The following is a 17,877-nucleotide window of genomic DNA, read 5'->3' as shown; positions in this document are numbered from 1 at the left end:
CCCAGCAGGTCGGGCGAGGAATAGATGTCGTCGAGGAGATCGTCGCGCAGAGCGGTGCTGGACTTTTCGGGCGTCAAGGCTGGCGTCCTTTCAGGCTGGTGAAGCCGCTGGAGTAAGCGACATGGGGGAGGCGAAGGCAAGCGAGTGGCGCGCCTTGGCCGACGCCGCCCTTTTTGGTGCCTCAGCGGGCGTCGAGCGCGGCGGGCACCTCGCGCGAGGTCATCGCGCCGAGCACGAAGGCGAGATTGGCGGCCGCGACCAGTGAGGCCGCATGCGCGTCGGATTGTGCCAGCCGGGCGGTGAGAAGCCCGCTTTCGGCGGTGGTGGCAGCGGTGATGTCGCCGACACCGCTCTCATAGGCGCCAAGCGCGGCGTCATAGGTCACCGCCGCAGCTTCTGCGAGCGCTGTGGCCGCACGGTAGGAGGCCAGCGCCGAGCGCAGCGTGTCGGCGGCGATGACGATCTCACGGGCGGCCGCGTCGCGCGTCGCCTCGAACGTTGCCTCGCTGGTAGAAGCCAATGATTCCGCCTTCTTCAGCTGCGCTGCCCGTAGCCCACCATCGTAGAGTGGCATCGTCACCCCCAGCAGCACACCGGTGGTCGAGGCCTGCTGGCCGATGGTCGGCAGACCGGTGGCGCTGAAGCTCGCCCCTCCGCCCGCCGCAACCGCGCCGAGGAATACTTTGGGCATGAACTCCGCCTCCGCGGCACCGATGGCGGAGCGGGTCGCCTTCATCGCGGAGAAAGACGCCAGCACATCCGGGCGGCGGGCGAGCGCGACCTTGATCATGTCTTCTGTCGGTGCCCCCACCGAGGCGGGCAGCGCCCGCCGGCCGGGTTCGCGGACAGTGATGCGGGTGAGCGGGGACAAGCCCATCGCACCCATCAGCAGTTGATAGGCATCGCGCTCGGCGCCTTGCGCCTGCACGAGGCCGAACTGCGCCTGCGCCACCAGTTGCCGCCCCTGCGCCACCTCCACCGTCGTGCCGCGTCCCTGATCATTCCGCGCCTGCGTCGCCGCCGAAATCTTGCGGGCATTGGCCGCGTTCTGCTCGGCAATCCGCACGCGGCTGCGCGCCGCGCCATAAAGGAAATAGGCGCGCGTCACATCGTGGATGATCTTCTGATGCGTGCCGTTGAACAGGATATTGGCAGCCGTCGCGTTGTGGCGAGCGGCCTTATGCAACGCATCGCGCTGGCCGAAATCGAAGACAAGCCATTGCAATGCCACCTGCGGCGACACGCCCTCAACCCGGCTCGACACCTGGTTCACGCTGCCCACCGTGACCGGCAGCGTCGAAGACACGTCCTGCCAGCCGCCGATGACATTGGCCGAGATGAAAGGCAGATAGGTCGCCTCGACCATACCAGTGGTCAGCGCCGCCTGCCGCGCCTGCTGCCAGGCGATGCGGGTCTGCGGATTCTGCATCTGGGCGATGTCGATGAGTTCCGGCAGCCCATACGCGCGGCGAGGGTCGATGCCCGGGGTCGGCTGCATTTGGGCGACGTCCGGATCAGCCGGTACGCTGAACACCTTGGCCGACGCTTCCGCTGCGCCTGCCGCGTCCGCCGAAGCGGCACCGGCTTCCGGCGTCCAGGGCTGCGCGGGGTCCTGGGGCGCCGTTTTCAGAGCGCTCGTCGCGCAGCCGGCGAGAAAAAGACCCGCCACAACAACGGCTAAGGCTGGGAATGCGTGGTGGCGAGGGCGATGCGCGGCCATGCCCTACCCCGCCGCCAGTGTGGCGATGCGTTCGGCCCGACGGGCGAGAGCGTCCGATGGCTCGGGCGGCGCGGTCGCGTGCCCCCCCCTGTCCGGCCTCGTGCCGGCCGAGCCGCTCCGCCGCCGCGGCGAAGCGCTGCGCGGTGTCGGTCGGCACGTCAGCGGCGAAGATCAGCGCAGGCAGCACCGCGCCGGCCTCCTCCACCAGCCGGTGAAGACGCCGTTCGGTGGTCGCGGACGGGCGCAGGCGCGCCGGCTCGAAGGGCAAAAGCGCCAGCACGTCCCGCGACTTGGCGAGTTCGGTCTCCACTGTCGCCGCCTCCGCCACCGCTTGACGGCGGGCCACCGGATCGAGCGTCGCCAGTCGCGCCAGTGCGGTCAGAGCCCGGGCGAGCCTTTCGCGCACATCGACCACCGCGCTCTTCGGCCAGATCTGCGTGAAGATGAGATAAACCACAAGATTGCCGAGCAAAATTCCGACGACGCGGTCGCGGGCGGCGTCCATGTCGGTGCTGGGGCCGAAGCCGTTGAGGATGGTGAGGAGGAAGGCGAGGCCGATCTGCACGCCGCCATAGGAGATGCGCTCGCTACCCGACGATACCCAGGCAGCAACCAGAACGCCGGCGAACACAAGCGCCATCAACCCACCAACCGATTGAAGATGCGGGATAATATAAAGGATTGCCGCGAGCCCGAGCGCGGCGCCGACAAGGCAGCCGGCGATGCGGAGCGCCAGCTTGTGCACCGTCTCGCCGGTCGTGCCGAGCGCGGCGACGTAGCAGGTGACCATGGCGGTGTGGATGCCCTGCCAGTCGATCAGCGAATAGATGAGATAGCAGGTGATCGCCGCCGCCGTGGTCTTCAGCGCGTAGCGCTGATGGTCGCTATTGGTGAAGGCGTCGGGCGCGAGGAAAGGCGGTTTGGAGGCTGCCAACCCCTTGCCTTCATTGTCTTTTCCGAGGTCGTCCAGCGCCTGTGCGATGGCGGCGAGGGGCCCCTCGCCCTCGCTGGCGGCGGCGTCGTGAGCGGGCTGGCGGCCGGCGCGGAGCGCCTCGGCCGCCGCGCGGCAGCGCTGCGCCAGCCCGCTCTCCACGGTGCCGGGCGGCAGCGCGGCCACGGCCAGCATCAGGCGATAAGTCGTTGCGGCGGAAGCAGAAAGCCGGTCGAGGGCGCGCGTCGGCGCGGTGTGGAACAGGCGCGCCAGCATGAGCTGCTTGGTGTCCGCCTCCAGCCCCTCCGCCAGCGCCGCGTTCAGCGCCCGCCGCCCCCTGCCGGCGAGCGCCAGCGCCGCCGCCTCAAGCCGTTCCACCAGCGTCTGGCGCAGCAGGCGGTGCGGCGACGTGCCGAGCACCATGGAAAAAAGCGCCAGCAAAACCATAGGCATAACCGCCATCTGCCAGGCATAGAGCAGGCCGCGGGTGACGATTTCCCCGGCTGGCACCTGGTCGACCAGGGTCAGCACGAAGGCAATGACGAGGGCGATGATGGCGCCGATCTCGCCCAGTTGGGACGCCGAGCTGAGGTAGAGAAAGGCGAAGGAGGTGGCGGCGATGACCACGATCCGCAGCAGCGGCAGCTCCGCCGTCCACTGGATGACCGGTGCGATGAGGAGGATGATGAGGCTTACGAGGACGATGAGACCGAGCGCCTGCCCGACATTTTCCGCCCCGTTCGGCTTGGTGAGGAAAATGATGAGGTAGCAGCTGATCGCCGCCTCCGGCACCTTGTAGAGCATCGCCGTGCCGCAGACGAGCGCGCACAGCAGCGCGATCCGCCAGGTCATGGCGAAGCGGCCGGGCGTCGGCTGGAGGTCGGCCCAGACCTCGCGCAGCAGACCGCCGCCGGGCGCTTCAGCAATCCGTGTCATGGTGCACGGTCGCGGTGGCGGAGGCGCCGATGCGCATGAGGTCGGCGGCAGGGTCGAGCAGGCGGATGCGGACGGGGAAACGCTGCGCCACCCGCACCCAGTCGAGGCTTTTCGGCACGATCGGCATCTTGCGCGGCAGGGTGATCTGCTCGGTCGATTGCACGCCCCAGCCGATACCCTCCACCCGGCCGCGCATCTTCACCGCGCGGTTGGCGAGGGTGTAGACCGTGGCGCAATTGCCGACGCGGATGCCGGCCAGCTCGGTTTCGACAAAGGCGGCGGAGGCGTACCAGGCGCCGGTGTCGATCAGCACGAAGACCGACTGGCCCGGCAGCACATATTCGCCTGCCGCCGTCTCCAGCCCCACCACCTTGCCGTCGAACGGGGCGAACACCTTCGTGTCGGCCAGAGCCCGCTCGGCGATGGCGAGGGCCGCGCGCCGGGCTTCCACCAGCGCCACCGCCGCCGCCGTGTCGCTGACCAGCGCGAGGGCGGCCGCCTCCTGCTGCAGCGCCTGTTTCAGGCTCACCTCGGCGTCGCGCTTGGCGGTGGCGGCGTCATCAACCTGCTGGGCGCTGACATAGCCCTTGGGCCGCAGTGCCTCCAGCCGGGCGAGGGTCTGGGTGGCGAGGGCGAGATTCTGCCGCGCCCGCGTCACCTGCTCCTGCGCGATCACCGCATTGGCCCGCTCGGCGGTCACCGCGCGCTGCTTGTCGGCCAGCCCCGCCTCGGCAAGGGCGAGGTCGGCCCGCGCCTGTGCCACCTGCAATTCATAGGTGGCGGGGTCGAGCGCGAACAGCAGCTCGCCCTTCGCCACCGCCTGGTTCTCGCGCACGGCGATGCTGGCGATGCGGCCGGGGACGGAGGCGGCGATGGCGGTCACGTCAGCCGTCAGCTCCGCGTCCTGCGAGAGCGGGTTCAGTTCCGCGTCGCGCAGATAGTACCAGCCCAGCATCACCGCCCCGGCAAGGGCGAGAAGGCTCACCAGCACGCCGAGGCTGCGGCGGGGGGCGGGGTGCGTGTGCTCCTCCACCGTCTAGCGCCCGAAGCCGAGAAGCGAGACGGCAAAGCCGATGGCGGCGGCGATGCAGATATAGACCGGCAGGCGGATCGGCAGCGCGTCGTCGATACCGGCACGGATGAAGACCAGCCGCACTAGAACCGCGCCGAGAATGCCGATAAAGGCGCAGAGCAGCCAGGAAGGGAAATAGGCGCCGAACAACGGGATGGCCGGCGCGCCCGCCTGGAGGCAGCCGGCGAGGGGCAGCGCGGCAAGGCTCACGGCCCCGGCGCGCAGCAGCGCACCAGCCTGGCGGCGGGGCGAAAATCGGCCCGCAGCAGCTGTGACGGAATACCAAAAGGCCAACGTCGCTCTCCGGCAGAGCCCCCGAGTCGGAGACGTCGGGTAAAGGGGTAGCAAGCCCTTGCCGCTAGGGCAAATTTCCGTTGTCGCGCGGCGGCGGGCGCCGCGCGGCCTTTCGCCACCGGCTGAATCATGCCACCAACCGGGGCACGAGACCCGCCGCGCGGCCGAGGACACGCCGCGCAGCAGCGAACCCGCCGTCCGTTGGCGGCGCGACAGGAGAGACGCGGCGGGGCGCAGGCCCGCGCCCGAACGGGAGGACGCAGGGGATGTGTACATCGCTCGGCTATCGCGATGCGGACGGCAGGGCCTATTTCGGCCGCACGCTCGAACTCACGCTCGATCTGCCCTACCAGATGGCGTATTTCCCCGCCGGCTTCGCCACGCGCTCGCAGGTGGACGGCCACGCGCCGGTGGAGTACCGGGCGCGCCATGGCGTGCTCGCGGTCACCATGCCGGCCCGCGTTCCCACCGCGGAGGCGCCGATCGGCATTGACGACCTCAAGGTGCTGGAAGGGCTGAACGACCAGGGGCTGACCTTCAGCCTGCTCTCCTACCCCACCGCCGGCGGCAAGCAGCGCGGCGTGGAGATGACGCAGGCCGTGCTCTCCGCCTCCGATCTCGGCAGCTGGTGCCTCGGCCAGTTCGCGACGGTGGCGGAAGTGAAAGAAGCGGTGGCTGCGCAGCCGATCCTGCTGGTGCCGCTGGCGATACTGGGCGGGGTGGAATCCCCCTTCCACTATGTGGTGCACGACGCGACCGGCGCGGCGCTGGTGATCGAGTTCGATCGCGGCGAGATGAAGCTCTATGACAACCCCGTCGGGGTGATGACCAACGGGCCGCGTTTCGATTGGCACCTCACCAACCTCGACAATTACAGCTTCCTCTCCAATGTCGACAAGTCGGCGGGGCGCTTTGGCGATTACAAGGCGGTGCAGCCGGATTCCGGCATTGCCACGGCCGGCCTGCCCTCCTCCAACACCTCGGTCGGGCGGTTCGTCCGCGCCGCCTATTATGCCGAGTTCACCGAAAAGGCGGCGACGCCGGACCTCGCGGTGCGCACCCTCGCCCATATCCTCAACACGTTCGACCGGCCGCGCGGGGCGAGCATCGATTATCCCGGCCAGGGCGGCGGGCATATGGAAGTGGCGGGGCTCGACCAGCCGCAGGGCCAGAGCTACGCCACCGAATACACCTGCTGGACCAGCCTCTCGGACCTCGACCGCAAGCTGTTCTTCCTGCGCGACTATCGCAGCCTCAACTTCACCCGTTTCGACCTTGGCGCGCTCGCCGACCTCGCCGCGCCGCGCGTGCTGCCGCTGGAACGGCTCGCCGAGGCGGCCGACGCCACCGCCGCGCTGAAGGCGGCGCAAGGGGCGTGAGCGAGAAAAGCCGCGTACAGGAGGAGCCGGCCCGATGAAGGGCGTGCATGTTCACCCCTCCGGCCTGCGCATCCGTGTCGGCGGGCCGTGGCCCTTCATCACACGCCGCAGCTATGCGCTGGCCGGACGGCGCATCGTCTGGCAGGCGCGCCAGCACCGCAAGGGACTGGCGCGCGCGGCGCGGGCGCTGGAGAACGCGCCGGTCCCATTCTGGCAGACGCAGGGCTATAATTGGTGGACGGGCGCGCTGTTCGCGCTCGGCTCGCTGCTGTTCCTCACCGGCAGCCTGCTCAGCCTGTTGCCTGAAGGCATCGCGCCGGCGGCGACGCCGATCAACATCGTGTTCTTCATGGGGTCGATCCCGTTCACAATCGCGGGCTATCTCCAGCACTTCCAGGCCGCCAATCAGAGCGCCTTCACGCTCGACCCGAACGACGCCGCCGCGCCGCGCCATATCTCGCTGATCGGCTGGCACCCGCACAGCGCGGGATGGCTCAGCACCTTCTGCCAGTTCGTCGGCACGGTGGCGTTCAATTTCAACACTTTCGACCCGCTGGTGGCGAGCGCCGACTGGGCGACGCAGGACCTCGCCGTGTGGCTGCCGGGGATGATCGGCTCGGTGCTGTTTCTCGTCTCGGGCTATCTCGCCTTTGTCGAGACCGCGCACCGCTACTGGAGCTGGCGGCCGCGCCAGCTCGACTGGCAGATCGTGTTCATCAATCTCATGGGCTGCGTCGCCTTCATGGCCGCCTCGACGCTGGCCTATGTGCCGCGCGGCGGCGAGGCGGCGTGGATACAAGACCTCGCCAATGGGCTGCTCGGCCTCGGCGCGCTCGGCTTCTTTCTCGGCGCGGCACTGATGATGCGCGAGAGCGCGGCGGCGGCGAAGGGCTGAATCTCAGGGCTTGCGTCGCATGATGGCGACGAAATGCGCGAACAGGCCCGCCTGCGAGTTGATGTTGAGCTTGCGGTAGATGTTGCGGCGGTGAACCTTGGCCGTTCCGGCGGAAATCGACAGCAGCCGGGCGATGGAATCGGCCGAATGGCCCTGCAGGATGAGATCGACCACCTCACCCTCGCGCTCGGTGAGCGACAGGTCCTGCCAGATCTTGCCACGGTCCAGTTCGCGCGGCGCCCTGCCCTCGCCGCGCCCGCTGCGGCCGCCGGCCTCCTCGCCGATCAGCTCCGCGCCCCAGCGCAGCCGGCACAGGCTGAGCACCACCGGCGCCAGTTCGCGCAGCAGCCGCACCTGCGCCGCGCCGAACACGCCGGAGGCGGCCTTGCGCATCAGCGACACCACCACGCTCGCGCCATTGGCCAGCGGCACGAAGAAGCCGACCTCCTCCGCCAGCACGGTCTGGCTGTAATAGGAGCGGTAATATTCGCTCGCATAGAAGCGATCCGGCGCCAGCTCGCGCATGCGGCGGAACCCCTCGATCCGCTCGATGGCGGCGTGGTAAAAGGGATCGAGCAGATAGGGGCCGACCTGGTAGAGCGTCACATAGACATGGCTCTCCTGCCGGTTGAAGGTTTCGAACAGCAGCGGCGGGCGCGCCGTGCCGCGATAGCCGAAGGCCACGCAATGGTCGAAGGGCACATGCACCCGCAGCCAGGCGATGAGCGCGTGGCCGAACGGGTCGTCGCCCGGCCCGGTGCGGACATTGGCGCTGCGCTCATGCGCGGCCGCGATGGCCTCGGCCAGAAGCCGCGCCGACTGAGCGCGCTCGCTTTCCTCTTGCCGCCCCTCGCCGCCCTCGGTGGTGGCGGAGGGCACGGCGACCTTGCCCGTGCTCACCATCTATACCCCCTGTGACTGATAATTAGGCCCGATCTACCACTTCAAAGGTATATCCCCTCAAACCCGCCTCTATTAGCATTTTAACGAATACGGATCCGGCCGCCCCTTTGTAAAGCGACCGGAAGCTGCGGAGAACGCCGGTGGCTTCTGAGACCCTCGACATCGAGTTTCGCGGCGTCAGCAAGCGCTATGGCGATGTCACCGCCGTCCATCCCACCGATTTCGCCGTGCCGAAGGGTGCGTTCATCGCCCTGCTCGGCCCTTCCGGCTGCGGCAAGACCACCTGCCTGCGGATGATCGGCGGTTTCGAGCAGCCGAGCACCGGCCAGGTGCTGATCGGCGGCGCCGACATGGCGGAGGTGCCGCCCTATCGCCGCCCGGTCAACATGGTGTTCCAGCACTATGCGCTGTTCCCGCATTTCGATGTCAGCGCCAATGTCGCCTATGGCCTGCGGCAGGTCCGCCCGCGCCTGACCTCCGCCGAGATCGCCCGACGCACGGCGGATGCGCTCGCCATGGTGCAGCTCGCCGGCTTCGGCAGGCGCAAGGTGCACGAGCTCTCCGGTGGCCAGCAGCAGCGCGTGGCGCTGGCGCGGGCGCTGGTGAACCGCCCCTCCGTGCTGCTGCTCGACGAGCCGCTCGCCGCGCTGGACAAGAAGCTGCGCACCGACATGCAGATCGAACTGCAGAACCTGCAGCGCGAGCTTGGCATCACCTTCGTCCTCGTCACCCACGACCAGGAAGAAGCGCTGTCCATGAGCGACGTGGTGTGCGTGATGAATGGCGGGCGCATCGTCCAGCTCGGCGCGCCGGACGAGATTTATGACCGCCCGGCCGACCGCTTCGTCGCCGCCTTTGTCGGCAAGACCAATTTCCTCGATGGCACGGTGGTGGAGAATGGCGGGGGGGCCGCCCGCATCCGCCTCGCCAACGGCATGGAGATCGGCGCGAGGCTGACCGGCGGTGGCGCCCCCGGCGCGGCGGTGTCGGTGAGCCTGCGCCCCGAGGCGCTGCGCCTCGGGGCCGCGACGGGCGAGACCGGGCTCGGCGGCATCATCCGCAACCGCATCTTCCTCGGCTCCACCGCCGAATACGCCATCGAGGTGCCGGGTCTCGGCACGCTGCTCGCCACCGCCGACCATGACGCGGCCCGCAGCGACCTGCTGCAACCGGGCGACAGCGTCGCCATCAGCTTCAACCCCGGCGCGCCATTGGCGTTTCCGGCGGCGGACAACAAGACCACCCAGAGGGAAACCAGCCATGTCGAAGTCCTATCGTGACGGCCTGCCGCTCTCGGCGCGGGAATTTATCGATCAGCTGCTGCGCTTCCGCCGCGGCTCCATCAGCCGCCGGCACTTTCTTGGCGTGACCGGTCTCGGCGCCGCCACCGCGGTGCTCGCCGGCGAGTTCGGCCTCAGGCCGATGCCGGCCTTCGCGGCCGGTGAGCTCGGCGACCGCATGTCGATCGCCACCTGGCCGAACTACCACGACCCGCAGACCTTCGTCGATTTCACCACCAAGACTGGCGTCGCCGTCGAGGTGAACGTGTTCGGCTCCAATGAGGAAATGCTGGCCAAGCTGCAGGCCGGCGGCTCGGGCTGGTCGCTGTTCGTGCCGACCAACTACACCATCTCGACCTATCGCCAGCTCGACCTGATCGACCCGCTCGACCTCGCCAAGCTGCCCAATTACGACGCTGCCGCGCAGAACAAGCGCTTCACCGCCGAGGGCGAGGTGGCCGGCGTGCTCTGCGCGGTGCCGAAGAACTGGGGCACCACCGGCTTCGCCGTGAACACGAAGAAGCTCACCGCGCCGATGGACAGCTGGAAGAGCTTCTTCGATGTCGCCATGACCACCGGCAGCGGCCGCTCCATGGTGCATGATTATCAGCTCACCACCATCGGCAACGCGCTGAAATATTACGGCTATTCCTTCAACTCGCTGAAACCGGACGAGCTGGCCAAGGCCGAGGAGCTCCTCCTCAAGGTCAAGCCGCACCTCTTCGCCATTTCCAGCGACTACCAGCCCGCCATGCGCAGCGGCGACGCCTGGCTGACCATGTGCTGGACCAATGACGGCGCCCAGCTGCACCGCGACATCCCCGAGATCAACTATGTGCTCGGCAAGGAAGGCGGCGAGATCTGGACCGATTTCTACGCCATCCCCAAGGACGCGCCGAACAAGCCGGCGGCCTATGCGCTGCTGAACCACCTCATGGACCCGAAGGTGGCGGTGAAGGAGCACATCGCCAATGGCGCGCCGTCCACCGATGCGCGCGTCAACGCCCTGCTGCCCAAGGATCTGCTCGACAACCCGATCCTCTACCCCGCCGCCGACCTGCTCGCCCCGCTGGAATTCGGCGCGGCGGCGACGCTGACCGACCCGAACCGTGCCGAGCTGATGGCGCGCTTCAAATCCGCCTGAGCCGGCGCCGGCCGGGGGCGCGCGCTCCCGGCCCCGCTTCGGGAGCGCGGCCCGCGCTCTCGCCCTCCTCCCCGTGAAGTGGACCGCCATGTCGAGCGCCGCCCGCAAGCGATTGGTCACGGCCCTGCTGCTCGCCCCGGCGGCGGTGTGGCTGTTCCTGTTCCTGGTGCTGCCCTTCGCCGCCATCGTCGTGTTCAGCCTCGGCGAGCGGGCGCCGGCGGGCGGCTATGCGCCCGCGCTGACGCTGGCGCAATATGCCAATCTGCCTGCGCGGGCGACGGCGTTCTGGAACACGCTGGTGCTGGCCCCGGCCGGGGCGCTGGCCTGCCTGCTCATCGCCTATCCCGTCGCCTATTATCTCGCGCTGAAGGTGCTGCCGCAGCGCCGGCTGCTGCTGGTGGCGCTGATCGTCATCCCGTTCTGGACCAGCCTGCTGATCCGCACCTATGCCTGGATGTATATTCTCGGCGCGCGCGGCATCCCGGCCTGGCTGGAGTTTCTCGGCCTGCCGGAGATGCGCTTCATCAACACGCCCGGCGCGGTGCTGCTCGGTATCGTCTATGGCTATCTGCCGCTGATGATCCTGCCGATCTATATCAGCCTGGAGCGGCTCGACCGCCGGCTGCTGGAAGCCTCCGCCGATCTCGGCGCCACGCCGTTCTCCACCTTCTTCAGCGTCACCCTGCGGCTCTCGCTGCCCGGCATGATGACCGGCTTCTCGCTGGTGCTGATCCTGCTGCTGGGCGAATACCTGATCCCAACGCTGCTCGGGGGCGGCAAGGTGTTCTTCATCGGCAATGCGCTGGTGGACCTGTTCCTGCAATCGCGCAACTGGCCCTTCGGCTCCGCCATCGCCGTGGCGCTGGTCGTCATCGCCGTGGTGCTGCTGCTGGCCGCCAACCGCCTCACCGCCCGGCTCTCCGGCGCCCGACAGGTCGATCTCCTATGATGCGCGCCTTCGTCACCGCCGTTTACGGCTTCCTCTATCTGCCCATCGCGCTGGTGGTGCTGTTCTCCTTCAATGCGGGGCGGCATGCGAGCGAGTTCACCGGCTTTTCCTTCCAGTGGTACGGGCGGGCGCTCTCCAACACCTTCCTGATGGAAGCGCTGACCAACAGCCTGATCGTGGCGACGACCAGCGCCGGCCTCGCCTCGCTGTGCGGCACCGCCGCCGCCATCGGGCTCGGCCGCGCCGGGCCGCGCACCCGCGCCGTGTTCGACGCGCTGTTCGGCGCCGCCATCGTGGTGCCGGGGGTGGTGATCGGCATCGCCACGCTGGTGGCGCTGGTGCAGCTGTTCGGCCTCGTCAATCCGGTGCTCGCGGCGCTGTGGCCGGGCGATACGCCGCCGCGCCTGTCGCTGGGCTATGGCTCGATCATCGCCGCGCATGGGCTGTTCTCCACCGCGCTCGTCACCATGATCGTACGCGCCCGGCTTGGCGCGCTGGGGCGCGACATGGTGGAAGCCTCCAGCGACCTCTATGCCGGGCCGGTCACCACCTTCCGCTGCATCGTGCTGCCGCAGATCCTGCCCGCCATCCTCGCCGGCTTCCTGCTCGCCTTCACCTTCTCCTTCGACGATTTCATCGTCGCCTTCTTCGTCGCGGGCTCGCAGACCACGCTGCCGATCTATGTCTTCGCCTCGATCCGGCGCGGCGTCACGCCGGAGATCAACGCCATCGGCGCGCTGGTGCTGGCGGCGTCCATCGTCCTCGTCATCGCGGCGCAGGTGCTGCTGCGCCGGCGTCCGCAGGCTTCCTCGTAGGTACATCATGATTCTCAAGGACAAGATCGCCATCGTCACCGGCGCCGGCTCGGGGATCGGCCGTGCCGGGGCGCTGGCCATGGCGCGCGAGGGCGCGCATGTCATCGTCGCCGACCGCGACAGGCCGGCGGGCGAGGCGACGGTGGCGGCGATCCACGCGGCGGGCGGGCGGGCCGAGGCGGTGCGGACCGATGTCGATGTCGATGCCGATGTGGAGGCGCTGGTGGGCGGGGCGCTGGCGCGTCATGGCCGGCTCGACATTCTGCACAGCCATGCCGGCGTGCAAGTGGGCGGGCCGCTGACCGAGGTGGCGCCGGATGGCATGGACCGCTCCTGGCGGATCAATGTCCGCGCCTCCTATCTCGCCGCCCGGCTCGCCATGCCGGCGATGATCGCACAGGGCGGCGGGGTGATCCTGATCACCGCCTCCAATTCCGGCGTGTTCTACGACCGCGAGATGATCGCCTACACCACATCCAAGCACGCGGTCATCGCCATGGCCCGGCAGATGGCCATCGACTATGCCCGGCACAATGTGAGGGTGAACGCGCTGTGCCCGGGCTGGGTGGACACGCCGTTCAACGAGCCCTTCATCGCCCAGATGGGCGGGCGCGCCGCCATCGAGGCCTATGTGCGCGAGAAAATCCCCATGGGCCGCTGGGCCAGCGCGGAGGAGATCGCCGAGGCGATCCTGTTCCTCGTCTCCGACCGCTCCTCCTTCATGACCGGCCAGGCGCTGGTGGTGGATGGCGGCGAGAGCATCGGCTAAGCGTTTAGCCGGCTTGTGAGGGGCGTCGGGCGGGCTCAAAGCGCCGCCCGGCACGTTTAGGGTCGGCCGCAAGCGATCCATCCAAAAATCGGCTTTGACGGTGCGGCCACGCGATTGGTAGCGGGGTGGCGGAGCCAACCAGTTCCCTAGCGGTATCGACAGCCAAGGACGCCCAACATGACACGTCTTTCCCTGCTGGCGGGCCTCGCCGGCGCGCTGCTGCTGAGCGGCGCAGCGCAGGCCCGCGACACCTTCAGCATCATCCAGGACAAGCCGGAACTCACCCATATCGACCTCGGCAAGGAAGGCCCCTCGCATGGCGACATGCTGGCCTTCGAAGCCACCTTCACCACCGCCGACGGCAAGAAGGGCACGATGAACGGGCTCATCACCACGGTGGACGTGCCGGACGGGGCCGGCGACAAATTCTTCGACCGCCTCGCCGACATCGTGCTCGACTTCGGCAATGCCGATACGCTCGTCATCGCCGGCCGCTCGGTCTATGCGGTGGGTGCGGGCGAGATGGTGGTGGACGCGCCGCAGGTGCGCGCCATTGTCGGGGGCACCGGCCGCTTCATTGGCAAGCGGGGTCAGATGACCACCACCCGCCGCGATGCCGGCCATTACGAGCACAAGATCGAGCTGGTGGACTGAGCTGGTGGACTGAGCCGGCGCCCGACGCGCGGCTGGCGGGTCAGCCGGCGCGTCGGGCGGCCAAAAACGCGAACAGCGTCATCCGGCCGCCGCGCACCAGCGCATAGCGCGACCCCGACGGGCCGATGACGGCATCGCTGAGCGCATCGGTAAAACCGACGCTGCCGGTGAAGGCCGCCCCCTGCGGCAGGATCGACCAGTCGCGCAAGAGGAGCAGATCGGTTCCATAGGCACTGAGCCCGGCATCGTCGTCAAACACCGCGACGCGCGAGAAGCCATAAGGCCCGGCGAAGGCGGTCGCGGCCGGGACGATGGAAAAATAGCTGCCGCTCGTGATCGGCGCCTGATTGGCCAGCGCGTAGCCCGCGCTCCGGAACGCAGCGACCAGCGCCGCGCTGGCGGTGGGCTTCTTGAGATCCGCCGCGCTCGTCTTCGCCAGCTGAAACAGGAAGACGCCCGAAGTGGCGTCGAAGACGAGAAACGAGGTCGGCGCCGCCTCGACGCGATACAGGCGCGGTGCGGTGGGGTCCGGAGCCGTGCTGTTGTCGATCTGCCAGATATCGACCGTCGACACTCGCGCCTGCGCGCCGAACGGATAGCCGGCAGTGGCGAACAGAGGCGCCGCGCCCGAAAGGTCTCCCGCCGCCAGCTTCGGCTTCTGGTCGCCCGGCAGGAGGAGGATCGGTACGCCCTTCCCGGTCGCCACCAGCGCGCGGTAGAACTGCGCCGACAGCAAGGTTGCCTGCGCGAAATTCACTCCCAACACCGCCGCGCCGGCAAAGCGCGTCATGCCGTTTCCGGCGCCGGCCGCCACCAGCACGCCGGACATCTTGGCCTGGCACAGAACCGCGTTGCTGAAATCGGCGCCCGACAGGAATGCCTGGGTGAAATCGGTGCCGACGAAAAACCCGTTCGCCAGAGCGGCATTTTCGAGATCGGCATGGTCCAGCGTGGCGCCGTCGCCATACCAGCGCGCGAAGCTCAGATCGGCGCCCGACAGCCCGGCACCGCTGGCCCGGGTCCCGAAGGCCAGCACCCCCGCGAGGCAGGCGGGCGGCAGCGCGGTCTCCCGGAACACCTCGATCTTCCCGTCCAGCAGCGTGAGCAGGAACGGCCCGTTCTGCTCGTCGTCGATGCGCCATTTGATCCCCGCCGCCAGCACCAGCACGGGCGCGCTGCCATTCAGGGTCACGCCCGCCGCCTGGAACGCCGCGATCAGCGCCGGGGTCGGGTAGGCCTTGTGGTCGAGATCGTCGGCAAAGCTCGCCGCGAGGGCGAACAGATAGGCGCGGGTGCCGAAGGCCGCTTTCGCCAGATCGGCACCCGAGAGGTCGGCGCCGGTGAAATTGGCGCCATGCGCACGCGTACCGCGCAGGCTCGCCTTGTTCAGCCGGCTTCGGGTCATCGTCGCCCGGTCGAGCGAGGCCTGGTCGAGCACGGTCTTTTGCAGCGACGCCTCGGTCAGAAGGGCGTCGGCGAGCGTGCCGCCCGAGAGATCGATCCCGTCCAGCGTGGCCCCGGTGAGATCCGCCCCGGTGAGATTGGCCCCGCGCATGTCGAGCGCGCCGGAAGACGAGCCGAGCACCGCGCCGCCGGCGGCGGCCTGAATCAGAAGCAGGTTACGGGCGGATTTCGGACGCCCCCAGGCGGCGGCGCGCAGATCCGCCCCCGTCATGTCGGCGCCGTCGAAGACCGCGTCGTCCGCCGTCGCCGACCCCAGCCGCAGCCCGGTCATCCGCGCGGCCGAGAAAATGGCGCTCCGCGCCACGGCGCCGTTGAGGATCGCGCGCGAGAGGTCGGCGCCGGTGAAGTCGATGGCGCTCAGGTCCTCGCCCGAGAAATCGACGCCGCCGAGGTTTGCATCGCGCGCGCCGGCGCGCCGGAGTTCGGCGAGCGAGGGGGTGATGGTCGCGGCGAGGAAAGCGTGCCCGCTGGTTTCCGAGGGGTTGAGCGTCAGCAGCGGGGCCGTGAGATTGGTGGAATAGTAGACCGGCCGCCACGCCGCGCCGTCGAAAAGGCTCCAGCTCTCGATCCCGCCGCCGCTGGCGGTGCGGCGAAACGGCGACGCCTGGGCGCGGGCGTCGACGAAGACAATCCAGTTCAGCTCATTCGTGGTGTCGAGGCTCAGCCACCGGCCATTCGCCAGCTGGATAAGGACTTCGCCATCCGCCCCACTCTGGTAGAGGGTGGCGACCGCCGTCGCGCCCGGGCTGGCGAGGCCCATGCAGGGAAGCTCGATCGTCTCGGAGCCGGAGATGCGCACGCGCTGCGGGGCGAGATAGACCGCAGCGGCGACGCCGGACGAGGCGAAGGTGAACTTGCCAGCAAAGACCCCCGCCACGAGCGTCTACTCCGCCGCGATGGCGTAGAGGCGCATCTCGCCGGTCTCCTCGTCCCGCCGGTTGACCAGGGTGTGGACCAGCCCGCGCATGTCCACCGGCAGTTCGGACGGCTTGAACTCCAGCTGGCAGGAGATCGAGATATAGCCTTCCTGGATGCTCAGCGTCGAATGGGTCATCAGGAAGGCGAAACCCTGGGCGATCGGGATCGCCACGCCGCGCTGTCCCATCCCCTGCATGGCGGCGGCATAGGAACTCTCGCCCGCCACCGGCCACAGGATCGTGCCGAAATTCTGCTTGGAGAAACGGGGAATGGTGGTCGATTTGAACGTGACCATGTTGCCGGCATTGGCAAAGCTGAACATCATCGACTGGGCGTTGGTGCTGGTCGTGCCCAGCGACAGATCGGTCATGACATCGGTGCGCTGGAGCTCGAAGATCAGGTTCGGGCGCGGCGTCGCCCCGTTCTCGACCAGGATTTCGAACTGCATCGACTGCGTCGTGACCTTGCCCTTCTGCCGCACCGCGTTCTCGATCGTGGTGAAATACTGGCTGTCGATGCCCGTCTCCGTCAGATCGGCTTCGAGCTTGGCCTGGCTGGCATAGGCGTTGCCGGAGAAGCCCAGAAGAAGCTGATAGACCGAGGCGGGCAGCTGCGTTTCCAGCAGTTTCATGGCGTCGGTGGTGAACAGCCAGACCTGCTGGAAGACGGTGACGGGGGCGGCAAGGGGCGTGATGTTCGCGGTGAGCGCGGCCATGCCGTATTGCGCGAAAGCCGGCTCATAGGCGGCATAGGTTGCGGCCTTGAGGGCGGCGGGATTGGGCAAATCCGCCGGCCGTACCGTCAGATTGAGCATGCCGGCGTTGAAATAGGCCCAGGACAGGCCGTTGATGGCCCAGTCCGAGACGTAGATGTTCATGTAGTGATCGTCGCTGTCCGCCGGCACCGCCGGGATCGGCAGGACGGGCGGGGTGCCGCCGGCATAGGCCTGGCCATTATAGGAGGCGACGCCGGTGGCGCCGACCGTCACGCCCTTGGCATTGGGAAAACCCAGCCCGTCGGGGCCGAGCGCATAGTTGAACTTGATCCCGTTGCCGAGATCGGTATTGCCGTCGATGGACTTCAGCACGCCCGAGAGAATATGGCCGATGGGCGTCTTGAAGTCGATATTGGAGATCGCCGACGCCGTGGAGTCGCTGACCTTCCTCGAAAAGCAGCCCGCGCTCGTCTGTCCGTTGACCGCGCTCTTGCCGGGAATGTTCGCCGTCGCGCCGCTTGCCGCGCCGGTCGCCGCGGTCACGTTGAAATTGTAGGTATTGGTGGCCGCGTTGTAGACGAACTCGGTCGGCACGGTGACAGTCATACCGCCGAAACCCGGATTGTAGCTGTACGTATTGTCCGGATATCGCGTGTTGCAGGCGGGCGGCGCCATGTCGCCGGAATTGAAGCAGGTGTAGACCTCGTAGGTCTCGCGCCAGTCATAGGTTGCCGAAAAGGCCCCCGCGCTCAGGATCAGCTGGAACTGGTTTCCCGCCGGCGTGCCGCCCGTACCCTGCGTGACCGAGGAATAGGCCGGGTTGAACCCGTTCAGCCGGCCATTAGAGAGGTCGATCTTGAACCTGGAGTAAGAGCTGAGATAGCCGAAACCCGCCTGCGTGAAGTCCGGTATGTTGATCGTGTTCGGCGGCGGGGCGAGGTTCTGCAGTTGCTTGACGGCTGCACCGCTGAGCAGGGACTGGGAGAAGAACTCGATGCCCTTCTTGCCGACGGCCAAGGTAACGCCCTGAACGCTCATC

15 protein-coding genes are annotated in these 17,877 nt (G+C 68.2%); 8 read left to right on the top strand and 7 right to left on the bottom strand.

Translation table 11 applies throughout. The features are described from left to right. Window positions 1-181 precede the first annotated feature (181 nt). From ACO07Z_RS21395 to ACO07Z_RS21380, 4 genes are read right to left on the bottom strand one after another with little or no spacing between them, the layout of a single operon-like run. Window positions 182-1,498 (bottom strand): TolC family protein, encoded by a 1,317-nt coding sequence (locus tag ACO07Z_RS21395; RefSeq protein ID WP_421700542.1) that lies wholly within the window; start codon window positions 1,496-1,498, stop codon window positions 182-184. A gap of 16 nt (window positions 1,499-1,514) precedes the next feature. Continuing rightward, window positions 1,515-3,587: an FUSC family protein gene (locus ACO07Z_RS21390; RefSeq protein ID WP_421700541.1), complete on the bottom strand. Its 2,073-nt coding sequence runs from the start codon at window positions 3,585-3,587 to the stop codon at window positions 1,515-1,517. Continuing rightward, window positions 3,571-4,620 (bottom strand): multidrug transporter subunit MdtN, encoded by a 1,050-nt coding sequence (mdtN, locus tag ACO07Z_RS21385; protein WP_421700540.1) that lies wholly within the window; start codon window positions 4,618-4,620, stop codon window positions 3,571-3,573. The genes ACO07Z_RS21390 and mdtN overlap by 17 nt, the downstream gene beginning before the upstream one ends. Before the next feature lie 3 nt (window positions 4,621-4,623). Then, the gene (locus ACO07Z_RS21380; RefSeq protein WP_421700539.1) at window positions 4,624-4,869 is read right to left on the bottom strand and encodes a YtcA family lipoprotein; all 246 of its coding nucleotides are present in this window, start codon (window positions 4,867-4,869) and stop codon (window positions 4,624-4,626) included. Between the two features lie 350 nt (window positions 4,870-5,219). On the opposite strand from ACO07Z_RS21380, the gene ACO07Z_RS21375 reads away from it, so the two are divergent. Then, on the top strand, window positions 5,220-6,332 hold the full coding sequence (locus ACO07Z_RS21375) for a linear amide C-N hydrolase (RefSeq protein WP_421700538.1): 1,113 nt from the start codon (window positions 5,220-5,222) through the stop codon (window positions 6,330-6,332). Window positions 6,333-6,366: 34 nt separating this feature from the next. After that, entirely contained in the window at window positions 6,367-7,227 is an 861-nt protein-coding gene (locus ACO07Z_RS21370; RefSeq protein ID WP_421700537.1) for a hypothetical protein, read from the top strand. Window positions 7,228-7,230: 3 nt separating this feature from the next. On the opposite strand, the gene ACO07Z_RS21365 is transcribed toward ACO07Z_RS21370, so the two are convergent. Next, the gene (locus ACO07Z_RS21365; RefSeq protein ID WP_421700536.1) at window positions 7,231-8,130 is read right to left on the bottom strand and encodes a helix-turn-helix transcriptional regulator; all 900 of its coding nucleotides are present in this window, start codon (window positions 8,128-8,130) and stop codon (window positions 7,231-7,233) included. A gap of 140 nt (window positions 8,131-8,270) precedes the next feature. On the opposite strand from ACO07Z_RS21365, the gene ACO07Z_RS21360 reads away from it, so the two are divergent. The 6 genes from ACO07Z_RS21360 (at window position 8,271) to ACO07Z_RS21335 (ending at window position 13,741) form a co-directional block, all read left to right on the top strand. Beyond that, a complete protein-coding gene (locus tag ACO07Z_RS21360) occupies window positions 8,271-9,410 on the top strand; it encodes an ABC transporter ATP-binding protein (protein WP_421700535.1) in 1,140 nt (379 codons plus the stop codon). Continuing rightward, window positions 9,391-10,554, top strand: a complete 1,164-nt coding sequence (locus ACO07Z_RS21355) for an ABC transporter substrate-binding protein (protein WP_421700534.1) — start codon at window positions 9,391-9,393, stop codon at window positions 10,552-10,554. The genes ACO07Z_RS21360 and ACO07Z_RS21355 overlap by 20 nt, the downstream gene beginning before the upstream one ends. 88 nt (window positions 10,555-10,642) lie before the next feature. Then, window positions 10,643-11,503, top strand: a complete 861-nt coding sequence (locus ACO07Z_RS21350; protein WP_421700533.1) for an ABC transporter permease — start codon at window positions 10,643-10,645, stop codon at window positions 11,501-11,503. Further along, window positions 11,503-12,318, top strand: a complete 816-nt coding sequence (locus ACO07Z_RS21345) for an ABC transporter permease (RefSeq protein WP_421700857.1) — start codon at window positions 11,503-11,505, stop codon at window positions 12,316-12,318. Before ACO07Z_RS21350 ends, ACO07Z_RS21345 begins: the two co-directional genes overlap by 1 nt. Before the next feature lie 7 nt (window positions 12,319-12,325). Beyond that, entirely contained in the window at window positions 12,326-13,087 is a 762-nt protein-coding gene (locus ACO07Z_RS21340; protein ID WP_421700532.1) for an SDR family NAD(P)-dependent oxidoreductase, read from the top strand. A gap of 177 nt (window positions 13,088-13,264) precedes the next feature. Beyond that, window positions 13,265-13,741, top strand: a complete 477-nt coding sequence (locus ACO07Z_RS21335; protein WP_421700531.1) for a hypothetical protein — start codon at window positions 13,265-13,267, stop codon at window positions 13,739-13,741. A 40-nt stretch (window positions 13,742-13,781) separates the two neighbouring features. Here the strand turns inward: ACO07Z_RS21335 and ACO07Z_RS21330 are convergent, their stop codons facing one another. Both ACO07Z_RS21330 and ACO07Z_RS21325 read right to left on the bottom strand, forming a co-directional pair. Next, window positions 13,782-16,082, bottom strand: coding sequence for a pentapeptide repeat-containing protein (locus tag ACO07Z_RS21330; protein WP_421700530.1), 2,301 nt, complete (start codon window positions 16,080-16,082; stop codon window positions 13,782-13,784). A gap of 6 nt (window positions 16,083-16,088) precedes the next feature. After that, window positions 16,089-17,876 (bottom strand): hypothetical protein, encoded by a 1,788-nt coding sequence (locus ACO07Z_RS21325; protein ID WP_421700529.1) that lies wholly within the window; start codon window positions 17,874-17,876, stop codon window positions 16,089-16,091. Window position 17,877 lies beyond the last annotated feature (1 nt).

This window comes from Ancylobacter sp. (genome assembly GCF_965229075.1).
Classification (GTDB): domain Bacteria; phylum Pseudomonadota; class Alphaproteobacteria; order Rhizobiales; family Xanthobacteraceae; genus Ancylobacter.
This window is presented reverse-complemented; position numbering and strand designations above follow the sequence as displayed.